This window comes from Algoriphagus halophilus (assembly GCF_041729275.1).
GTDB lineage: Bacteria > Bacteroidota > Bacteroidia > Cytophagales > Cyclobacteriaceae > Algoriphagus > Algoriphagus halophilus_A.
This window is the reverse complement of the sequence record NZ_CP146486.1, coordinates 4,367,402-4,385,714: the sequence shown is the minus strand read 5'-3', so window position 1 is coordinate 4,385,714 and position 18,313 is coordinate 4,367,402. Positions and strand designations below refer to the sequence as shown.

The window sequence follows — 18,313 nt, the reverse complement described above, 5'->3', positions numbered from 1 at the left end:
AGTCAAAAACTGTGGACTACTCCCCATTTTCGGGAATAATTTTCCATCCTAATTTCGCAAAAACAGCCAAAATCGCCCAGAATCGCAATGGCCTATGATTTGAACTGCTGCTGGTATCAAACAAAAAGATTATGAAAACGACCAACAAAATTATTTATACCGTAATGATCGCTTCCGTATCCCTGGGAGCTGTAAGTTGTAAGTCAAGTAATGCCGTCAAAGGTGGTGCAATAGGCGGTGCCGCCGGCGGTGTGCTTGGTGGTGTAATTGCTGGAAAAGACAATACAGCCACAGGTGTATTGATTGGTTCAGCAATCGGAGGTACCGCAGGTGCCATTATCGGAAACCAAATGGATAAGGCAGCTGAAGAACTTCAGAGAGATCTGGAAGGCGCTACCGTGGAACGAGTAGGTGAGGGAATTAAGATCACCTTTGATTCCGGATTGATGTTCGCAGTGGATAAATCTGATCTCAATGCCAACTCCAGAGAAAACTTGACCGAACTTTCTGAGACCTTGAAAAAATACGAGGACACCAATATCCTAGTGGAAGGTCACACAGATGCCACAGGTTCGGATGACTATAACCTAAACTTATCCAGGGAAAGGGCTTATTCTGTAGAAGATTACCTGACTGCCATGGGTATTGATCGATCCCGATTGGAAACTGCTGCATACGGAGAATCACAGCCGATTGCCACGAATGAAACCGAAGCTGGAAGGCAACAAAACCGAAGGGTGGAAGTGGCTATTTATGCCAATAAGAAAATGAAACGTATGGCTGAACGAGGTGAGTTGGGACAATAAGTCCTACCACCCTATTTATAGATCCGAAAGGCGACCCAATGGGTTGCCTTTCTTTTTATTGATTACTCGTATTGGCCAATTGCTCTTGGTAATACTTCATCCGTTCCTCATTCCCCACCGCTTTATTGAGCAGGTACAAATTGGAGAGCACAGATCTGCTAGACCCATATTGAAGGGATTTTTCAAATGCCTCAATGGCTTCCCGTTCTTTTCTCTGTACAATCAAGGCCGTCCCAAGGTTTGTATAGGCGGAGAACTGATCTTCATGACCGGCCTCTACTGCAGCCCTGAAATACTTTTCTGCATTCGCATAATTCCTGTCCTTCAAAAAGGAGATCGTACCTAAGTTGGTCAACACCACCGAATTGCCCGGATCAACATCATATGCTTTCAAAAACCTGGCTTTTGAAGCAAGGGTATCCTTGGACTCCAACAGGGCTTTTCCGTAAGCAGCATAATAGGAAGGATACTTTTCTGAGCCTCCAAAGTCCTCAAACGTTGCCTCTATTTCTGAATAATTCCGGACTGCTTCCGCATAATTTTTATTTTCAAAGGCAGTATTTCCCGCTCTCATCGTCAATAAAAAGGCGTTCTCTTCCACAGAAAAACCATCTTCTCCTGCGCCATAGGCTTTGGCCTTTTCCAAATCCCCCAATTCGGTATACAAATAAGCCAGGTTTCTATTGATTTCCGGATCCTCCTGAACCTCGAGGGCCTTTTCAAAAACTGCCACCGCATTCGCTTTCTCATTCAGACGGATGTAGGTCAATCCCAAGTTTTTATAGGTGGCATACAAATCAGGTTTCTTCGTCTGAAGGCTTTCCAGATACAGCCGCCTTGCCCGCTCATAGTCTCCTTGCTCAAAGGAAATTGCCGCCAATTTGAATTTGGCGAAATGGGAATCCGGTTGTTTTTCTATGCTTTGCTCCAGCACCACCAACGCTCTGGTGGTATCTCCCACTCCAAGTAAAGATTCTGCCAATGCAGCCAAATATTGGGAGACCGAGGCATCTTCTCCCAAAATCTCATAAGCCTGATCAAAATGCACCACCGATTCTGCATAGTAATCCCTGGCGGAATCCGGAGAAGTTGTTTTTAGTTTGGCGGCTTCCAAACGTAATTCCTCTGCATACATCACATGTGTTCTCCAACTTTTTGGAGCAGTTTCGATTCCTGAATAGGAAAGTGAAAGGCCGTCTTTCCATACTTTGGCGCGATCGATGGTCTTCCAGGAGAAAGCAAGTAAGAACGGCATTAAAATCAACAAGGAAATAAGAGGGGCCTTTTGGATTTGATAATGCTGCATGAGCATATAAAGTCCATATACCACCAAAAAACAGAATGCCAGAGAAGGGATGAACAGAAACCGCTCTCCGAGATTCGATCCAATGGTCAAAGAATCTGTTAAGTTGGCGAAAATCGAAAAAGTAGCCAGGTAAAAGAGAATCCCAAAACTGATCAATGACCGGGACTTCAGGCCTTTGACTGCCACAAAAATCAACCCGGCGAAGAATAGCAAACTGACCCAAACAAGAGGATTGGCAAAGGTTTGAACATCAATCTGGCTGAAGGAATAATCCCAGGAAAGTGGATGGGGAACTACCAGCAATTTTACATACTGTAGGTAAATAAATAGGTTGGTGGCCAGTCTTTCTCCGCCTGATACGCCATATAATACCGAATTGATTTTGGAATCATACATAGTGGCGGCTTCATCCAACACGATCGCCCGGCATACCAAATAAAGGATGACCGGAATCAAATAAGGAATCACAGATTTGATACTTGCTCCAAAGGAGCGTTTCTGAAAGAAGTAAGCGATTAAGCACACCAAAGCCATCAGGGTAATAGTCTCCTCTTTGGAAATCAGGGAAAGGAAAAATAAGCCTCCCACCAAAAATTGCTTAGGAAGAGTAAAGCTCCCTTCATTTTTGACCCAGTAAAGAATTGCCGAAAAAGCGAACAAGGAAGCTAATAAAGTATCCCTGCTTTTGACCGATGCCACCACTTCCGTATGGATGGGGTGGACTGCATACAGAAGTAAAACCAGCAAAGGGACAAAGATCGGAAGGGCCTTCTTTTGGGACAGGATCACCAATAGATTCCCCAAAATGACCAATAAGAAGAAATATAAAATCACATTGAGAATGTGACCGTTTGTGGCATTGAACTCCCCGAAAACCTGATATTCAATTGCAAAAGTCAGTAAAGTAAAAGGTCTGTAAATACTGGTATTTACGGGATTAATTGAAATAAAATTCATGGAACCGTATTGAAACAGTTCTGTCCATTCGGCTAATCCTTGTTGGGTGACACGATTGAAGTAGGCATAAATCCCGTCGTCTCCGGAATACCCATAATTAAAGGTATGAATGTATAATGCTGCCCCCAAAAGGGAAATGAAAAGTATCCAAAAAATGGGTTTTTGCTTCATCCTTACTAGATTCTTTAATTCGAAAAATAAGGATTAAATTCAATTTTGAGAATTTACCTTCTGATTAATGTTTACCTGTTGGATTCAGGTATCTTTTTTCATCAGCCAGTCCGTTTGAACCTCATCTCCGAATGGAAAAGGATGAGTCCCGAATTTTTTAAACCCCTGTTTTTCGTAAAACTGAATGGCATGTTTATTATGCTCCCAAACTCCCAACCACACATATTTCAGTGAGTTTTCCCGGGCAAAATCAAAGGCGTAGTCCAGTAACTGCTTCCCAAAACCCTGACCTTTGTATGCTTCCAATACATACAATCTGGCAATCTCCAAACTTTCTTCATCATGGATATCTGTTTGGGAAGGCACTTGATTGACTTTGGTATAGCCAATGATTTTCCCTTCTGACTTCGCGACAAAGAACTTGGAACAAGGGTTGATAAATTCCTTTTCAAATTGGGCGGGAGTGAATGCTTCATCCAAATAGGCGTAAACATTTTCAATTTTATTACCGGCAGTAAAAGCTTCTAAAAACGACTTCCTGGCCATAAGGACCAACTCCTCTAATTCATTGGCCGTTACTTCCTGAATATCCACGGGTTTCATGATGTTAGTTTTTGTTCAATATTTTCAATGCCTGATCGACCTGGTTATTGGGAAACTCTCCCAATATCGATCGGTATTCCCCGCTTGGATGGATCACCACAAAGCTTCTGCAGGGATAAGGGAATTAAAAAACTCCTGCTCAAAAACACCATCTGGATCGGGCATCCAGGAAATAATTCCTTGGTATTTCTCCAAGCCATGGGAGTTTTTGAAGAGGTAGTCCGGCTCGGAAGCATTTCTTTTCGCTGCCACCTTCATTAAATAATCATGGGTTTTCTTAAAATACTTTCGGTCATTGGCATTGTCCCCTGTGGAATTGCATTCATCTTTCCCCGGGTAAAAAATCACGATTAGTGATTTCCCTTCCTTCAACTCCTCTGATTTTCCTAGCTTTTCATAAAATGGTCCTGGCTCCACTTTTCCGAACGGCATACGATAGATGAGCATCATCACTTCCGGATCCTCACTGGGTACCCCAAAATAAGGACCGTTCAAAATCTTGTTTTGGAATTCATCTTTGGATACCGACCTGCCCAATTCATCGCGATACATAGTCTGGGCCTGAGAGGTCCAGCTTACGATTAGGATGATCAGGAAAAGAAAATACTTCATTCTAGCGTTTCTGTTCAAAGAAATAGACTACCAACATCTGGACAGGCACCTCCCCTTCATTCACGGGATTATGCTCCAGGCGGCCATCAAATAACAAGGAATCTCCGGCATTTAAAACAATTTCCTGATCGCGGAACACATATTTGACCGAGCCAGAAATGATGAATTTGTATTCAAAAGCCTCGGTCTGCACAAAATCCCTGGTGCTTCCCGGCTGGATTTCCAACAGGACAATGTCAATGGTGCTTTGCCCCATTTTCTTGGTAAAAATCCGAAAATACTCATAGCCACTGGCGGGTTCCTTTTCGAATCGATCGTAGTCGGATTTCCGCTGGACGATAATTTTTGTCTCCTGACTATACCGGCTTAACTCCGCAAAAAATGAATCCAGATCCACTTCCAAGGCCTGGATAATCTGGATCAATACTAAGAGGGAAGGGATAGTTCTGCTGTTCTCAATTTGGGAGATCAAGCCTTTGGTTACTCCTGCTCGATCTGCGATATCCTGTAGGGTGAGGTTTTTTTCTTTTCTGATGCTTTTGATCTTGTTACTGATCTGCACGATTACTTCATGCTCCATAAATTTTGGGTCTAAACAGCTGGAAAACTACTGATTTATTGCGTTCCAGAAAAAAATAACTACTTAAAAGGGTTTGAGGGCCATTAAAGTTGATCAACGACTTCCTCTCCCAATCCAAATGACAAGGTCATACCTGCCCCACCTACTCCATTGACAATGGTTACATATTGATCTATTTCCCTTACAAAATCAATGGATCCATCCGTCATTTTAGGGTAAATGCCATGCCAGGCCGAGCCGATTCTCCAATCCTTAAACTGGGCAAAGGATTTCAGGAAATTGATGATGAGCTCGTTGATATGGGTTTGGTCAAATGGACTCAAATTCAGGCCGTATTCATGGCTATCCCCGATGGTCAATTCCCCCAATCCATTTTGGGATACCATCACATGGATGCCCAATTCCAATAATTCCGGGAATTGCTGTTGGTACACTTCACGAAGCTTTGACAGTGAATCTGCTACTTCAAATCCTTTGTAATGGATAAAACTCAACCCCGCACACAAAGGGGGCCTATCCTCCAATTCTCCGGCTGCTGCACCAAGCGCATCATTTGCAATTTGCATTTGGTAATGGGGATTCCAGCAAATACTTCTGGATACAAGGTTTCAAAATCCGCTCCAGAACATACAAACACCTTGTCTGCAGACCAGGAAGTCTGTCCACTGTACACCGTATTCCCTTCAATTCTGGAAATAACTTTATTCCAAATAAACTCCACTCCAGGCAAGAAATCCAGGTATTTCGCAGTCTTAAACACCGCTTCCCTCGGGTCTACAATCATTTCTTCATCCGACCATAAAGCACCTTTCAACCCATCCAATTTAGTGGCTGGGCTTATTTTTTGGGTCTGCTCGGGGGTCAATGCCTCTGCGGACTTCCCTCCTTTCATGGCAGCCACATATTCCTCTACCACCTGCATTTCCAACTCCGTATAAGCCAAGTGGAGAGATCCTGTTTTCTCTGCAAAAACTCCGCCTTTTGGCTCATTTCGATCCAGATTTCACGGGCTCTCTTTGCCCGTTGATAGGCTGGTCCTTGGGCCTGTCCGATGGGCCATATCATTCCAAAATTCCGTACAGAGGCTCCCTGAGCCTGTGGATGCCGCTCTATGACGGTAACTTTCCACCCTTTGGCCTGCAAAGCACGGGTAACAGATAAGCCTACGATCCCGGCTCCAATGACGATTGCTGATGAAGTTGAACTCATATCCCTTAATTTATTAAAAATTCAGTGTTGATTCGATAATCATTTTTCTACTGCCAAAAAAAGGGAGCTTCGTGCAAGACACTTGCCCCCTTATTTTCAAAACCAACTCAATTATTGTTTAGCAAAATTAAACTTTTGTACAGTATCAAAACTATTTATAAGGTTAATTATTTATTAACTTAAGGGATGAAAATCAATTCTTCCACGGATTATTCAACCTATAGGGATTGAATAATCTAAAATTAATAGAGACTTGATTTAAACTTAACCTTTCAGATTTTGCAGGCAATCCTTCAACAGGTTATTTAGTATTTATAAACTAGAAAGACATGAAACCAACCTATTCAAACCAATCCAAAACCAAACGCATTGAACTGGTTTTTGACCTGTACCGGAAATATGGGGAAGAGGATTACATTGGGGAACCTGTATCACAGATCGAACATATGTGTCAATCTGCTCAGATTGCGGAAAAAGAGGGATACGATGAGGAGGTGATACTGGCGGCATTCTTTCATGATATCGGGCATCTTTGTGTGCACCTGGGCAATTTTGAATCCATGGATGGATATGGCATCAAAAGCCATGAGAAGATCGGGGGAGACTTTTTGAGAGACCTGGGATTTCCAGAGAAAGTAGCCAAACTGGTGGAAAACCATGTACAGGCAAAACGCTACCTCACGTATAAATTCCCGGAATACTTTGACAAATTATCCGAAGCCAGCAGAAAGACCTTGGAGTTTCAGGGAGGGAAAATGAATGCTTCCGAGGCAGCGGCATTTGAAAACGCCCCCTATTTGAAGTATCCCTAAAAATGAGGACCTGGGATGAAATGGCCAAGGAAGAACATGTCCCACTTCCGGATTTGGAGAACTATAAGAAAATGGCTGAGCGAATTCTAGCCTCTTAATTAATCCAGCTCACTTCTAAAATTCCCCCTATTTAAATCCCAACCTACCACTGATAAACCTTGGTTTAATTCGTCTTTTTCATTTCTCACAACATATTCATTTTGAGATATTAACGACTGAACCCCCTACTTTTTGTATCTTTTCTTCATAAATCAGTTTTTGGAAACAAATCGATTTTTAGAGTTTATTTCAGACTTAAGTTTATATCTAATGGAAAAGATGCAAGTAAAAATTCTGAGCTTTTTAATGGTATTTGGATTAGGGTTCTATTCCCATTCCTTCCTCTTCAAAGAGAGTACTAAAAGCAATTCCACGGTTCCTGCAAACCCGGTCCAACTTCAAGAAGAGAATTTGAAACTTGGTGCTTTTTCAATCAGTCTAAGTGTGAAAGACCTTGAATCTTCCAGAGTTTTTTATGAGAAATTAGGCTTTGAACAATTGGGTGGTGAAACGAGTAAAGATTACTTGATCATGAAGAATGAAAACTGTCTAATTGGGCTTTTTCAAGGGATGTTTGAGGGAAATATATTGACTTTCAATCCGGGTTGGGATGAAAATGCCCAAAACATAGATGAATTTCATGATGTCAGAGAGATTCAAAAACACCTGAAGAGTGAAAATTTAGACTTGACCTCTGAGGCTGATGAAAACACCAGTGGCCCTGCGAGTTTAATGCTTTATGACCCAGATGGAAATTTGATTTTAATAGATCAGCACCGATAGTTTTTCAAAACCAAATCATAAAAATCAAGCGCCTATCGGAAGGTCATAATACTCCCAATAGACAGCGATTGCAAGAATTGAAAATCAACCACCTTCTTTAGACTACTTATCCTGCATCAAAAATTATAGAAAAATCCCACCAGAGACTTCTATCCGCTGACCATTGATCCAACGGGCATCTTCCGAACACAAGAAGGCAACAACTCCACCGATATCTTCTGCTTCTCCTACTCTACCCAAGGCAGTGGCAGCGGTTATCAAGGTTCTTTTCTTCTCATTATCCCGATTTTCTCCCCCACCAAACTCTGTGGCAATCGCTCCAGGTGCCACTACATTGGCAGTGATCTTTCTTCCGGCCAATTCCTTCGCCAAGTAGCGAGTCAAAACATCTACTCCACCTTTCATGGCTCCATATGCAGAGGAATTTGGCAAACTGAATCTTGCCAAGCCGGAGGAAATATTGATGATTTTACCTCCATCCGCCAAATACGGAACTGCCTTTTGGGTCAGGAAATACACCCCTTTTAAGTGGATATTCATCATCTCATCAAACATGGCTTCCGTGGTTTCCAGAAAGGGCACGTAAAGGCCTGTTCCTGCATTGTTGATCAGGAAGTCAAAGCTAGTGCGTTCCTTCTCGCTTTGCAGGTATTCAAAGAGGATGGTAAAAAATGCATCAAAGCTCTTGATATCACTGGTATCGAGTTGCAAAGCTTTCGCAGTTTGGCCTAATTTTTCAATTTCAGAAACTACCTCCTGGGCAGCAGCAAAATTGGTATGGTAGGTAATAATCAGGTCATTTCCTTTTTCTGCCAAACGAATGGCCATATCTCTACCCAATCCTCGGCTTCCCCGGTGACAAGGGCTATCTTATTTATATTCATTTTTCTGTTCTTTTTTGATTTTACAAATTTTAGAAGAAATCAGTTCGTGGATGATTCCAAAATACCCCCCGTAAAAGTTTCGTCTTTAAAATCAGGATTGATTCTCAATGAAAAATTCAGATTTAATGCGGTCAAAAAGGCAATCTCACACCGAAAATCAGGGGTTTTTATCCTGAATAAAATTCACATTTAAACCTCCCCTTCCTAACAGCCACAGGTTTTAAAAGAAAATAACTGAGAAATAGTAACTTTTAAAAGTATGAGCGAAATTAAAGGAAACTAGGTGAGATATCCTGAGTATATAATAAATTGGATTAGAACTACTTCTGTTGAAAAATTAACATTGGACCCATCAGATCAATTGAGCATGAAGAACAACAAAATACATGATCCCATGCATATTCCACTCGACCATCCAGAAAATGCTTTGTTCGACTATTACAGCGACCAGGACACCCACGTCTACCTCTGGGAAATGTACCAATATTGGATGCTGGAACTTTCACAACGAGATCAAACCCACCTGGACGTGAGCAATAGGCAGTACTTTTTTGAACTGATGGCAAGTCATATTCATCAAGACTCTATTTCTTTTCGTTCTTCCTTTCAGAAACAAGATTGTCCCCACTCCATTACTCCCAAAAGCCAGTCTCAAGAATCCTCCACAAAAAATAATTAAGGTTATGGTAGTGACGGGTTTGCTCTAGGTTTCCTTCGAGTTCGCTCCGTTGTGAAGTAAGAGATTAATTTGAGGAAATAGATCTCAAAGAAGCTGACTATTGGGGCTTTGGGAACCTTGGTATATCAGTAGTATTTTAAAGCCAGGAACTATAAGCCTTTTACGATTAATCAATGCCTACCCATCGTTAAGTATTTGCAACAAGTGAAAGCAACATGAGGTCCATTTCAAATTTTCAAAGAAAAATTTTAATCAGAGCAGAAGGATATCACCGAAACCCTTAATTTAGATTCAGCAATACCAAAAATACCCCTGTGGATAATGGGGTTATATATGCCATAGACTAAATGAACTTGGGTTTATAAGGGTTAGCCACCATTGAATAGAACAGTATGATGAGAATGAAAAACCTAATCCTTTTTATACTCCTAATAGCTTTAGGACTGCAAAGCTGCAACGTTGGGACGACTGGGACTTGGAAAGATGAGAACATTGAACAAAGTTTAAAAACTGAAATAGCAAGGTTGGATGAAAAAGTTTTGGAAGCTATTACGACCAATAATTCTGACCTTGTGAAATCAATAATGTCAGACAAGTTATTAGAAAAAATAGGTAAGGATATTGACCAATTGATAGAGCAAGCAGGCAACGTAATTACTACAACTGACTACAGAATTTTAAATCAATTTCTAGCAACTAATTCCACAACGGGGTTAGGTAATACCGTTATTTCAGGAGTAAACGGACTCAATGACTATTTCATTCTCTATCAAGCCTTAAATGAAGAAATGTTCATTTCACTTATTATTCCCAAAAACGGAATTGATGAATTCATTGTAACCAACATTTACGGTAAATATCCAGAAGGCTGGAAACTGAATATTATTCAATTGGGACAATACAAAGTCAACGGAAAAACTGCCCCCGAACTGTATTCAGAAGCAAAAGCTAAATATGAAAAAGGGTACCTGATGGACGCTGCAAATAATATGTTTCTGAGCTCAAATGTTTCAAATCCAGCCAATAAGTTTTGGCAATACCAAAAGGAAGATGAAATGAAGAAGTTTTATGAAAAGGTAATGACGGAAATAAACTCTGAATACAAATTCCCAATAACCATTGAAGCTATTGCCTCGAAACCTCAAATTCTAACAATCTATCCACAAGGAACCGCTGACGGATATTTCCCAATGATTGAATATTTGACAAATTTGGATCTAAAAGATACAGTTCAAACTAAAGCAGAATATGAAGAGGTGCATTCAGAGATTATAAAATCTTTTAAGGGGATTGATAAGGATAAGGACTACATTTTCTATAAAGCATTTAGTGAAATGCCAAATGGGAAAACACCTGTACCAACATATGGATTTGTAAAAGAATTAAAATAAAAAACGGTAGCTAACATAATTCTTTAGTACATGCCTTTCGGGACATACACCATACATAAGGCTGTTGTATAAAATATTCATATGGACGAATTCTCCTCATACATTTTTAAAGAAAACGAATTAAAGACTCACAACTTAAAAATCAGGAAAGAGAGACCTTATCTCATTGGTATCCTGATTTTTCTTGTTGAAAAGTTTTATATCTCCTGGATTCTGAGTACACATTTCACCTCATCATTCTAAGCTACGTGGTTTTGGCAATTGGAAAAATTACCCTGTCAGGACATCGAACCTCTATAGGACATAGACCAGTGAGTCTTAAATTGACGGCCGAATCTATTTATATAGGAAAGGAACGAATTGAGATAAGGGACAAGAAAGACATTGAAATTCGAGTGATAGGGTATAAAGGACAATTTATCGTTCAACAAAAAGCATTTTACCAGACTCACCATGGGAACGACAACCTAATGAGAATTCGGTTCGGCGATAAGACAACAGAATTTAAATTCGTACTAGAATCAGAGTCTCACAAGGACAAACTCCTTAAATTCTGCGAAGAAAATGGGTTTAGGATTTAAAAAAACTACAGTACGACGTGTTTTAGTCAACTGCCGCGTGTCGTATTAATTTAAGATTTATTTCTAGTATTTCTTTTCAGCAAGTGGAACAAAATGAAGCCTCAAAAGCCGTATACTCCAAAACACAAGCCCCCCTCTCCCCTTGTCGCAAACCCTCCTTTTTTTGACGGATTTTAGCCCAACTTTTTGTGAGTGAAGTGAATATATTTGAGTATCAACTTATAACCCAAAATTTATGGCACTGATTAATCCCTATATCAACTTTAATGGAAACTGCGAAGAATCATTTTATTTTTACCAATCGGTCTTTGGCGGGGAGTTCGCGATGATTATGCGGTTCAAGGATATGGCAAGTCCTGAGCAACCTGTTTCCGAACAAGAAGCCAATAAAATCATGCACATTGCCTTGCCCATCGGCGGTAATATCCTGATGGGAAATGATGTTCCTGAATTTATGGGTCCTGTGAATGAAGAAGAACACCGATCCAAAATCTCCATCAGTGCCGCAAGCAAAGAGGAAGCGGATCATTTATTTAATGGCTTATCTGCTGGAGGAACCGTGGAAGTCCCCATAGCCGACAGCCCCTGGGACTCTTACTTTGGCATGTTTCGCGATAAATATGGAATTGAATGGATGGTGGATTATGATCCTAAATTCCAAGGAAAGGCTTAATAGTGGATTTCTTCTTTTTAAACGAGACTGCTTCTCCCGTTTCTCGGGATCGCAGTGACGGTGCGCGGACAACCGTACAATAAAAAAGAATTAATAGACATTTGAACCGTCATTGCGCCTGTCCACCGAAGGTGGAAGAAGGAGGTACGACGACGTGGCAATCCCGAAAATAAAGCACTCAGACTTTTAACCGGGACTGCTTCTCCCGTTTCTCGGGATCGCAGTGACGGTACGCGGACAACTGGGCAAATAATTAGAAAGTTGATTTTTCCAGGCTTCGATATACGCGACTCATGTCACTCCAGTGCTACCAATGATAGATTGATTTAACGACACGAAAACCAAGTCAGTCCGAGCGTAGTCGAGGACCTTTCGATTTCGAGATTCTCCTTTCTCAAGTGCTCAAGGTGACCACTATATTGGTCCCAATACAAATCCCTGTCATATCCTTTTTGTATGTTCGAAGAATATTAAAGATTCAGCCTGACAGCGGGTATACCTGGAAGAGTCAATAACTATAGAGAGGGATATCCTAGTTGGAATTGAACTCAAAACACCTATTCAAGAACGATTTAATCATAAAAAAGCCTTAATTTTTAAGAGTAAACAGCACCTCTAAACTTTTTTTCCATGCTGGACCTCTATGGATTTCTAAAATCGAGCAATCACTATAAGAAAATTCAGATCCATGACCTGCTATTTATTGAATACAAATGCTTGGTCAATGAGGTAAAAGCGGGGATTTGGTCGGATGCAAATTACTTTGTCTTTGTCACCTCCGGTAAAAAAATGTGGCGGAGCATTTACAAGGATTATGTAGTGGAAGCAGGAGATTCCCTGTTTGTAAAAAAGGGAGCCAACCTGGTCCATCAATTTTTTGATGAGGATTACTGTGCCCTGATGGTATTTATTCCCGATGATTTTATCAAACAGTTTATCCAGCGCTTTTCTACCATCGCTGGAATGAACAAGCTTCAACACCAGGATGATACCGATGCGGTCATACGAATCCAATTGGATGCCTACCTGGAAGCGTATATCCAATCCCTTGCTGCTTTCCTGAGTTCTCCAAGCTATCCTGATAAAAACCTGTTGCACCTGAAGTTCGAGGAGTTGTTGTTGAATATTTTCACCAATCCCATCCATCGGACTTTAGCCCAATACCTGCTTTCGATCAACCGGGAACAAAGTGCCCAATTACAACAAATCATGGAACAGAACTTTGCCTACTGCCTGAACCTGGAACAATATGCCGACCTCTGCAGCATGAGTTTAAGTTCTTTTAAAAGAAACTTTCAAGAGGTCTACCATACCTCTCCAGGCAAATGGCTGGCCAACAAACGTTTGGATCTGGCTGCCCATTTATTGAAAACCACGGACAAACCCGCCAACCTCATCGGTTTTGAATCAGGCTTTGAGGAAGCATCCAGTTTCAACCGGTCTTTTAAATCAAAATTCAACATGACTCCCATCCAATACAGGGAGAGATCATAGGAAACCCCTCCTTCTACCCTTTTCGATTTCAACAGGTTAGATTGAACCGAATTGTCAATCGTCTGAACTTTTCTGCCTATCTGGGGTCTCTATCCGCTCTACATTTGCATAGTTACATTTTTAAAACCTAACCAAAAGAACAGTGGAAACTTTAGCAAAAACAGTAAACGGATTTGATCAGGAAGCAATTGCAGGTGTAGTAGCAGCATTACAGACCAACCCTGAAATCGGGAATTTTGAACTTCGTGCCACCAACCAATGGATTGATGGAGCCCATAACAGAAGTTATGTACAGGATTTTTATGGAGCAGGGCAAGAAGACACCAGCCGTACAGTACCTTTTATCTATGACAATGACGAACCTCCTGTCCTGTTGGGAACCAACAAAGGCGCCAATCCAGGAGAGGTCTTGCTGCATGGACTGCTGGGTTGTATGACTACTGCCATGGTTTTACTGGCAGCGGCCAGAGGCATCAAAATCGGAGCGGTTTCATCCCGAGTGGAAGGAGATATTGACATCAAAGGATTTCTGGGTATGGCACCACACGGGGTCAAAGGCTTTCAGCAAATCCGCGTGACCTTTGATATTGAGGGTGTGGATGAGGCCCAAAAGGAAGAACTGCTGACCCTGGCAAAGCAATCTCCTCTCTACAACTCCCTGATTCATCCCATGGATGTTCAGGTAGCATTAAAAGAGTAATGTGGATGTAGAGATGAAGTGGCCCAAAGTGTTAGAAAAGGATTACGTGAAATTGTAATCCTTTTTTTAATTGAATTTGATTTGTATCGATTTATGAATGTGCATTGGTCCGACATGGCAATCTCGGGATTAAAGCAATTACGTAACAAAACCGAGACTACTTCTTCCGATTCTCGGGATCGCAGTGACGGTAAGCGGACAACCGTACCATATAAAATGAACTAAGTGAAATTTGAACCGTCATTGCGCCTGTCCACCGAAGGTGGAAGGAGGAGGTACGACGACGCTGCAATCTCGAGCATTTATCCGGGTTTGATTACTTTTCTATGAAAACTGCTCCAAATCCTCTCCTAAATCTTTCCATTCTGGATTCATTGAATTTATTAATTCTTCCTTCTTTTTCCTACTTCCACTTTTGATCTGCTTTTCCCTAAAAATTGCTTCTTCAATCGAATGAAATGATTCAAAATAAACAAGCTTTACCAAATTGTATTTGAAGGTAAAAGACTTTCGGTTTAGGCCATATTTATGTTCATAAACTCTACGAATAAGGTCACTAGTAACACCTGTATACAGAACTGTATTTCTAGAATTTGTAATGATATAAACCGCACCTCCTTTTGGCATAGAAAAATATAGTTATTATTCATATGAAAAACAGGCACTTGCACAACCTATTCTTTACAATCTTAGATAAGCACGAAGTCTGTTTCCAAGTGGAAAAAATCTAGAATTCAATAAACTGGATTGCTTCTCCCGATTCTCGGGATCGCAATGACGGTACGCGAACACACGTACCATATAAAACGAACTAAGAGAAATTTGAACCGTCATTGCGCCTGTCCACCGAAGGTGGAAGGAGGAGGTACGACGACGTGGAAATCTCGAAGAATGAATTCAGTTAAGGAGAAACCCCATCAATAAAAATCAAGGCATAGAATATCGAGAATGCCACGTTCCTACGTCACTCGCAATGACGGTGCTATCCTTGCTCTTAAGGATTTGTAATCCTTTAGGAATAAGGTAGAAGACACATACTACTCCAACTAGTTTAATTGATCCTTGACCTTGACTTTTAAAACTAGGGAGTTAATTTGTGGGGAATTACATTGTCTGACTGATTATTCTGCTTTTCAACTATCTTTTTTTGATTCGATCTGCCAGATCTTAAGTCCAAAAATCACCTCTCATGACCAAGTCTCGATCCAAAAACTTACTACGAATCTTCTTGTTGGTAGGCACGGTAATCTCCTTGTTCTATGTGCCTTGGACCTGGTTATTTGCTTGGATGGCTCCCCTTTCAGACAATGTTCAAGAAGAAGTGAATCAGGGATTGGAATTAGGGTTTGAAGGAATCATCGTCTATGTAGATCAAGCGGGAAAGGAACCCCAATTCTATGCGGCCGGATGGCATGATCGAGACCAAAAATACCGGCCTATCCTCAAGCCTTGTTCAAGATCGCCAGCATCAGTAAACTGTACGATGCCGTTGCCATTGCCAAATTGGCCCATGCCCAACGTCTGTCTTTGGATCAATCCATTGCGGAATATTTTCCGGAGTATGCGGACCGGATTGAGCATGCGGATCAAATCACTTTGCGTATGCTGGTCCAACATCGAAGTGGCATCCCCAACTACACCAACCATCCCGGATTTTGGGAGAATCCCCTGACAGTTTTGAAGAAACCATGGATTTGATTTTGGACTTGCCTGCGGGGTTTGCCCCAGGAGAAGGTTATGAGTATTCCAACACGAATTATTTGTTGATTTCCAGAATCATTAAAAATGAGCTGGGCTATCCCAAATTCCAATTTATTCAGGAAGAAGTGCTCTCTCCTCTAGGACTAAAGCATACCTTTGGCTCCTTCCATGAGGTAAAGCTGGAGGACTTGATGAGTGGGTATTATGAGGGCATCGAAGAGGATATCAAAACCGCTGAATATGGTTCCATGGTAGCCTCTGCGGAGGATGTGGGGGTTTTTCTGCGGGCCTTAAATGACGGTTCTCTGTTTAAAGAGGGAGAACAGGAAATATATTCTTCCATCTATGTGTACGACCATACGGGACTGATTCCGGGTTACCAAAGTATTGCAAAATACCACCAAGACCTGGATGCAGTGGTGATTCAATTTACCAATACGACCAATTTCGAGGGAATGCACTGGAACCTCTCGGAATTGATTTACAGTCGGGTCCTCAAAATTATTAGGAGAGAGAACGGCGAATAATTCCTATCCACCTTTCTCTTTTTCTGTCTTAAAGGGAAATACCTCATCCAGTTCCCTTTCTTAGTTCTTGAACTGAAATGCATCCAATACTTCTCCCCTTTTCCAACTACTTCCAGATTCAAGGAATGCTGATCGAGTTCCAAAATCCCATAGTGATGCTTTTTGATCAGCTGATCCATTACGGGCGTTGGAGAATTTTCACCTTCAGGCTCCAAGCCTCCACCTGCTCCTCCTACAATGAGGAACTGAACGGAATGTCCTGAGAACTCCTTGCTCAGGCGTTCATAATCATGGGTATGTCCCGCAATGACCAAATCTACCTTGCCTTGATGGAAATAGGGTTCCAACAAATCCAGAACCGCTGCTTCCCCCTGATACCCCGGCCAACCTTGGGAATAGGGAGGCTGATGCAACACGATGATTTTCCAGGGAGCTGCATTCCATGCTTCGGAATCCATGGTTGCCTCCAACCATTCTCGTTGATCGGTACCTTCAGGAATGGAAACCGGGAAATTAACGTTAGGATCCAAACTGAGTATCGCCGCAGGTCCTAATTGGGACATTCCATAGCTGGGTTCCCCGGATTGTTGAATGTATTGCTGGCAGGAGCCTGGGTTCCAGGTCCTCGTAAAACCCATCGTAATCGTGATTTCCAGGTACCAGCAATTGGGCAGTCTTCATCCAACTCAGCTCTTGTAAAAACCTGGGAAAGGCCCAAGGTTCAGAACCATTGTTGACCAAATCTCCCGCCCCTATGCTCAAATCAGGCTTATGTGATTCAATACCCTGAGCGATCTCCTGGAAGGTATCCCAACCGCCTTGGGAATCTGCCCAAATGGCCAGTTTCACTGAATCACCGGCTTTGGGCTTTTGAAACTCATAGGGTCCGAACAATGAATTCCCTTGGGAGATCATAAAACGGACCTGCTCCTCCCCTCCAAATCATAGGTAAAAACTCCTTCATTGGACTGAATCAATTCCTTTCTTCCATCTTCAAAAATCAAACTTGCTCCTCTGGCCTCCTCCGAAATCCAACGGATAAAATATCCTCCCCTTGGATTGCTTAACAATACCGGTTCCGTGAGTAAAATGGGATAATCCACCAACAGATCCTGCTGTGCCTTTGAGTCCAATTTCTGTAAAAGCTGATCATCCACTATAGATTGGAACTTTGCCTGAAAGAGCAAGGAATCCAGGAGTTCTTTTTGACGGGATTCCCAGGAAGAAAAATCTGACTCACTGATCCAATAGACCTTTCTCAATCCACCTGACATGGCATTGTTCACACTGCGAATGATCAGTTCCGCATGTGGGGTTTCCTTCACTTGAAACAACTCCAACTTTTCTTCCCCTGGAATTCTTTCTCCATTGATCCAAAGTTGGGCCCCATCGTCTGAGTCAATTAGTAAATAGCCTTTCCTCAAATCGACTTGGGTCCGGTACCATAGGGAATGGTTGGGAAGATTCACCCGATGAGGTAATTGCAGCGGCTCTCCCTTTTCAAATTCCGGTAAACTTCGATCAATCCCGGGCAAAGAATCTGCTCCTAAAAACTCCCAGCCCTCTGTGATCAGGTGAAGTCCTTCGCTTGGGTACTGCTGTTCGAAAAGAGCTTTTACCAAATCTTCCTTTGCAAAAAATGCCTCTCCATAGGTGGGAGAAGCATTTTTGATGGATGGATTGGTACAGTTGGTGAATAATAGCATCAGTCCAACTAGGGCAATCAATATTCTCATTTGATCATTTCTTCAATTACTGGTGCTGCTTTCTCATCAGGGTATTCCAAACCCAATAATTTGAATACG

19 protein-coding genes and 2 pseudogenes are annotated in these 18,313 nt (G+C 41.7%); 10 read left to right on the top strand and 11 right to left on the bottom strand.

The window, feature by feature from the left end; genetic code table 11:
* The first annotated feature begins 131 nt into the window (after positions 1-131).
* Positions 132-806 (top strand): OmpA family protein, encoded by a 675-nt coding sequence (locus tag V8V91_RS23480; RefSeq protein WP_373397494.1) that lies wholly within the window; start codon positions 132-134, stop codon positions 804-806.
* Positions 807-861: 55 nt separating this feature from the next.
* Here the strand turns inward: V8V91_RS23480 and V8V91_RS23475 are convergent, their stop codons facing one another.
* The 6 genes and pseudogenes from V8V91_RS23475 to V8V91_RS23450 form a co-directional block, all read right to left on the bottom strand.
* On the bottom strand, positions 862-3,240 hold the full coding sequence (locus tag V8V91_RS23475) for a tetratricopeptide repeat protein (protein ID WP_373397493.1): 2,379 nt from the start codon (positions 3,238-3,240) through the stop codon (positions 862-864).
* A gap of 84 nt (positions 3,241-3,324) precedes the next feature.
* Entirely contained in the window at positions 3,325-3,843 is a 519-nt protein-coding gene (locus V8V91_RS23470) for a GNAT family N-acetyltransferase (RefSeq protein ID WP_373397491.1), read from the bottom strand.
* A 93-nt stretch (positions 3,844-3,936) separates the two neighbouring features.
* Complete coding sequence (locus tag V8V91_RS23465) at positions 3,937-4,455, bottom strand: hypothetical protein (protein WP_373397490.1); 519 nt, start codon at positions 4,453-4,455, stop codon at positions 3,937-3,939.
* 1 nt (position 4,456) lies between these two features.
* On the bottom strand, positions 4,457-5,035 hold the full coding sequence (locus V8V91_RS23460) for a helix-turn-helix domain-containing protein (RefSeq protein WP_373397489.1): 579 nt from the start codon (positions 5,033-5,035) through the stop codon (positions 4,457-4,459).
* Between the two features lie 83 nt (positions 5,036-5,118).
* Positions 5,119-5,601: an FAD-dependent oxidoreductase gene (locus V8V91_RS23455; RefSeq protein WP_373397488.1), complete on the bottom strand. Its 483-nt coding sequence runs from the start codon at positions 5,599-5,601 to the stop codon at positions 5,119-5,121.
* Positions 5,526-6,244: pseudogene (locus V8V91_RS23450) on the bottom strand (FAD-dependent oxidoreductase). Before V8V91_RS23450 ends, V8V91_RS23455 begins: the two are co-directional and overlap by 76 nt.
* Positions 6,245-6,573: 329 nt before the next feature.
* On the opposite strand from V8V91_RS23450, the gene V8V91_RS23445 reads away from it, so the two are divergent.
* Both V8V91_RS23445 and V8V91_RS23440 read left to right on the top strand, forming a co-directional pair.
* Positions 6,574-7,056 carry an HD domain-containing protein gene (locus V8V91_RS23445; RefSeq protein ID WP_373397487.1) on the top strand — a complete coding sequence of 161 codons (483 nt, stop codon included), beginning with the start codon at positions 6,574-6,576 and terminating at the stop codon, positions 7,054-7,056.
* Positions 7,057-7,314: 258 nt separating this feature from the next.
* Positions 7,315-7,878 carry a VOC family protein gene (locus V8V91_RS23440; protein WP_373397486.1) on the top strand — a complete coding sequence of 188 codons (564 nt, stop codon included), beginning with the start codon at positions 7,315-7,317 and terminating at the stop codon, positions 7,876-7,878.
* A 123-nt stretch (positions 7,879-8,001) separates the two neighbouring features.
* Here the strand turns inward: V8V91_RS23440 and V8V91_RS23435 are convergent, their stop codons facing one another.
* The gene (locus tag V8V91_RS23435) at positions 8,002-8,718 is read right to left on the bottom strand and encodes an SDR family NAD(P)-dependent oxidoreductase (RefSeq protein ID WP_373397485.1); all 717 of its coding nucleotides are present in this window, start codon (positions 8,716-8,718) and stop codon (positions 8,002-8,004) included.
* 411 nt (positions 8,719-9,129) lie between these two features.
* Between V8V91_RS23435 and V8V91_RS23430 the strand changes: the two genes are divergently transcribed.
* The 6 genes from V8V91_RS23430 to V8V91_RS23405 all read left to right on the top strand — a co-directional run bounded on the left by V8V91_RS23430 (position 9,130) and on the right by V8V91_RS23405 (position 14,280).
* Entirely contained in the window at positions 9,130-9,441 is a 312-nt protein-coding gene (locus tag V8V91_RS23430; protein WP_373397484.1) for a hypothetical protein, read from the top strand.
* A 401-nt stretch (positions 9,442-9,842) separates the two neighbouring features.
* Entirely contained in the window at positions 9,843-10,832 is a 990-nt protein-coding gene (locus V8V91_RS23425; RefSeq protein ID WP_373397483.1) for a hypothetical protein, read from the top strand.
* 248 nt (positions 10,833-11,080) lie between these two features.
* Positions 11,081-11,413 (top strand): hypothetical protein, encoded by a 333-nt coding sequence (locus tag V8V91_RS23420; protein WP_373397482.1) that lies wholly within the window; start codon positions 11,081-11,083, stop codon positions 11,411-11,413.
* A 235-nt stretch (positions 11,414-11,648) separates the two neighbouring features.
* Complete coding sequence (locus tag V8V91_RS23415) at positions 11,649-12,086, top strand: VOC family protein (RefSeq protein ID WP_373397481.1); 438 nt, start codon at positions 11,649-11,651, stop codon at positions 12,084-12,086.
* A 630-nt stretch (positions 12,087-12,716) separates the two neighbouring features.
* The gene (locus tag V8V91_RS23410) at positions 12,717-13,580 is read left to right on the top strand and encodes a helix-turn-helix domain-containing protein (protein WP_373397480.1); all 864 of its coding nucleotides are present in this window, start codon (positions 12,717-12,719) and stop codon (positions 13,578-13,580) included.
* A gap of 142 nt (positions 13,581-13,722) precedes the next feature.
* A complete protein-coding gene (locus V8V91_RS23405; RefSeq protein ID WP_373397478.1) occupies positions 13,723-14,280 on the top strand; it encodes an OsmC family protein in 558 nt (185 codons plus the stop codon).
* 324 nt (positions 14,281-14,604) lie between these two features.
* Here V8V91_RS23405 and V8V91_RS23400 read toward each other — a convergent pair whose 3' ends face one another.
* Positions 14,605-14,907 (bottom strand): GIY-YIG nuclease family protein, encoded by a 303-nt coding sequence (locus tag V8V91_RS23400; RefSeq protein WP_373397477.1) that lies wholly within the window; start codon positions 14,905-14,907, stop codon positions 14,605-14,607.
* Between the two features lie 822 nt (positions 14,908-15,729).
* Between V8V91_RS23400 and V8V91_RS23395 the strand changes: the two are divergent.
* A pseudogene (locus V8V91_RS23395) lies at positions 15,730-16,508 on the top strand (serine hydrolase domain-containing protein).
* Here V8V91_RS23395 and V8V91_RS23390 read toward each other — a convergent pair.
* The 3 genes from V8V91_RS23390 to V8V91_RS23380 are packed head-to-tail and all read right to left on the bottom strand — an operon-like array spanning position 16,463 to position 18,244.
* On the bottom strand, positions 16,463-17,071 hold the full coding sequence (locus V8V91_RS23390; RefSeq protein ID WP_373397476.1) for a metallophosphoesterase: 609 nt from the start codon (positions 17,069-17,071) through the stop codon (positions 16,463-16,465). The pseudogene V8V91_RS23395 and the gene V8V91_RS23390 overlap by 46 nt on opposite strands.
* Entirely contained in the window at positions 17,028-17,423 is a 396-nt protein-coding gene (locus V8V91_RS23385) for a metallophosphoesterase (protein WP_373397475.1), read from the bottom strand. Before V8V91_RS23385 ends, V8V91_RS23390 begins: the two co-directional genes overlap by 44 nt.
* Positions 17,420-18,244, bottom strand: coding sequence for a hypothetical protein (locus V8V91_RS23380; protein ID WP_373397474.1), 825 nt, complete (start codon positions 18,242-18,244; stop codon positions 17,420-17,422). The genes V8V91_RS23385 and V8V91_RS23380 overlap by 4 nt, the downstream gene beginning before the upstream one ends.
* Between the last annotated feature and the right edge of the window lie 69 nt (positions 18,245-18,313).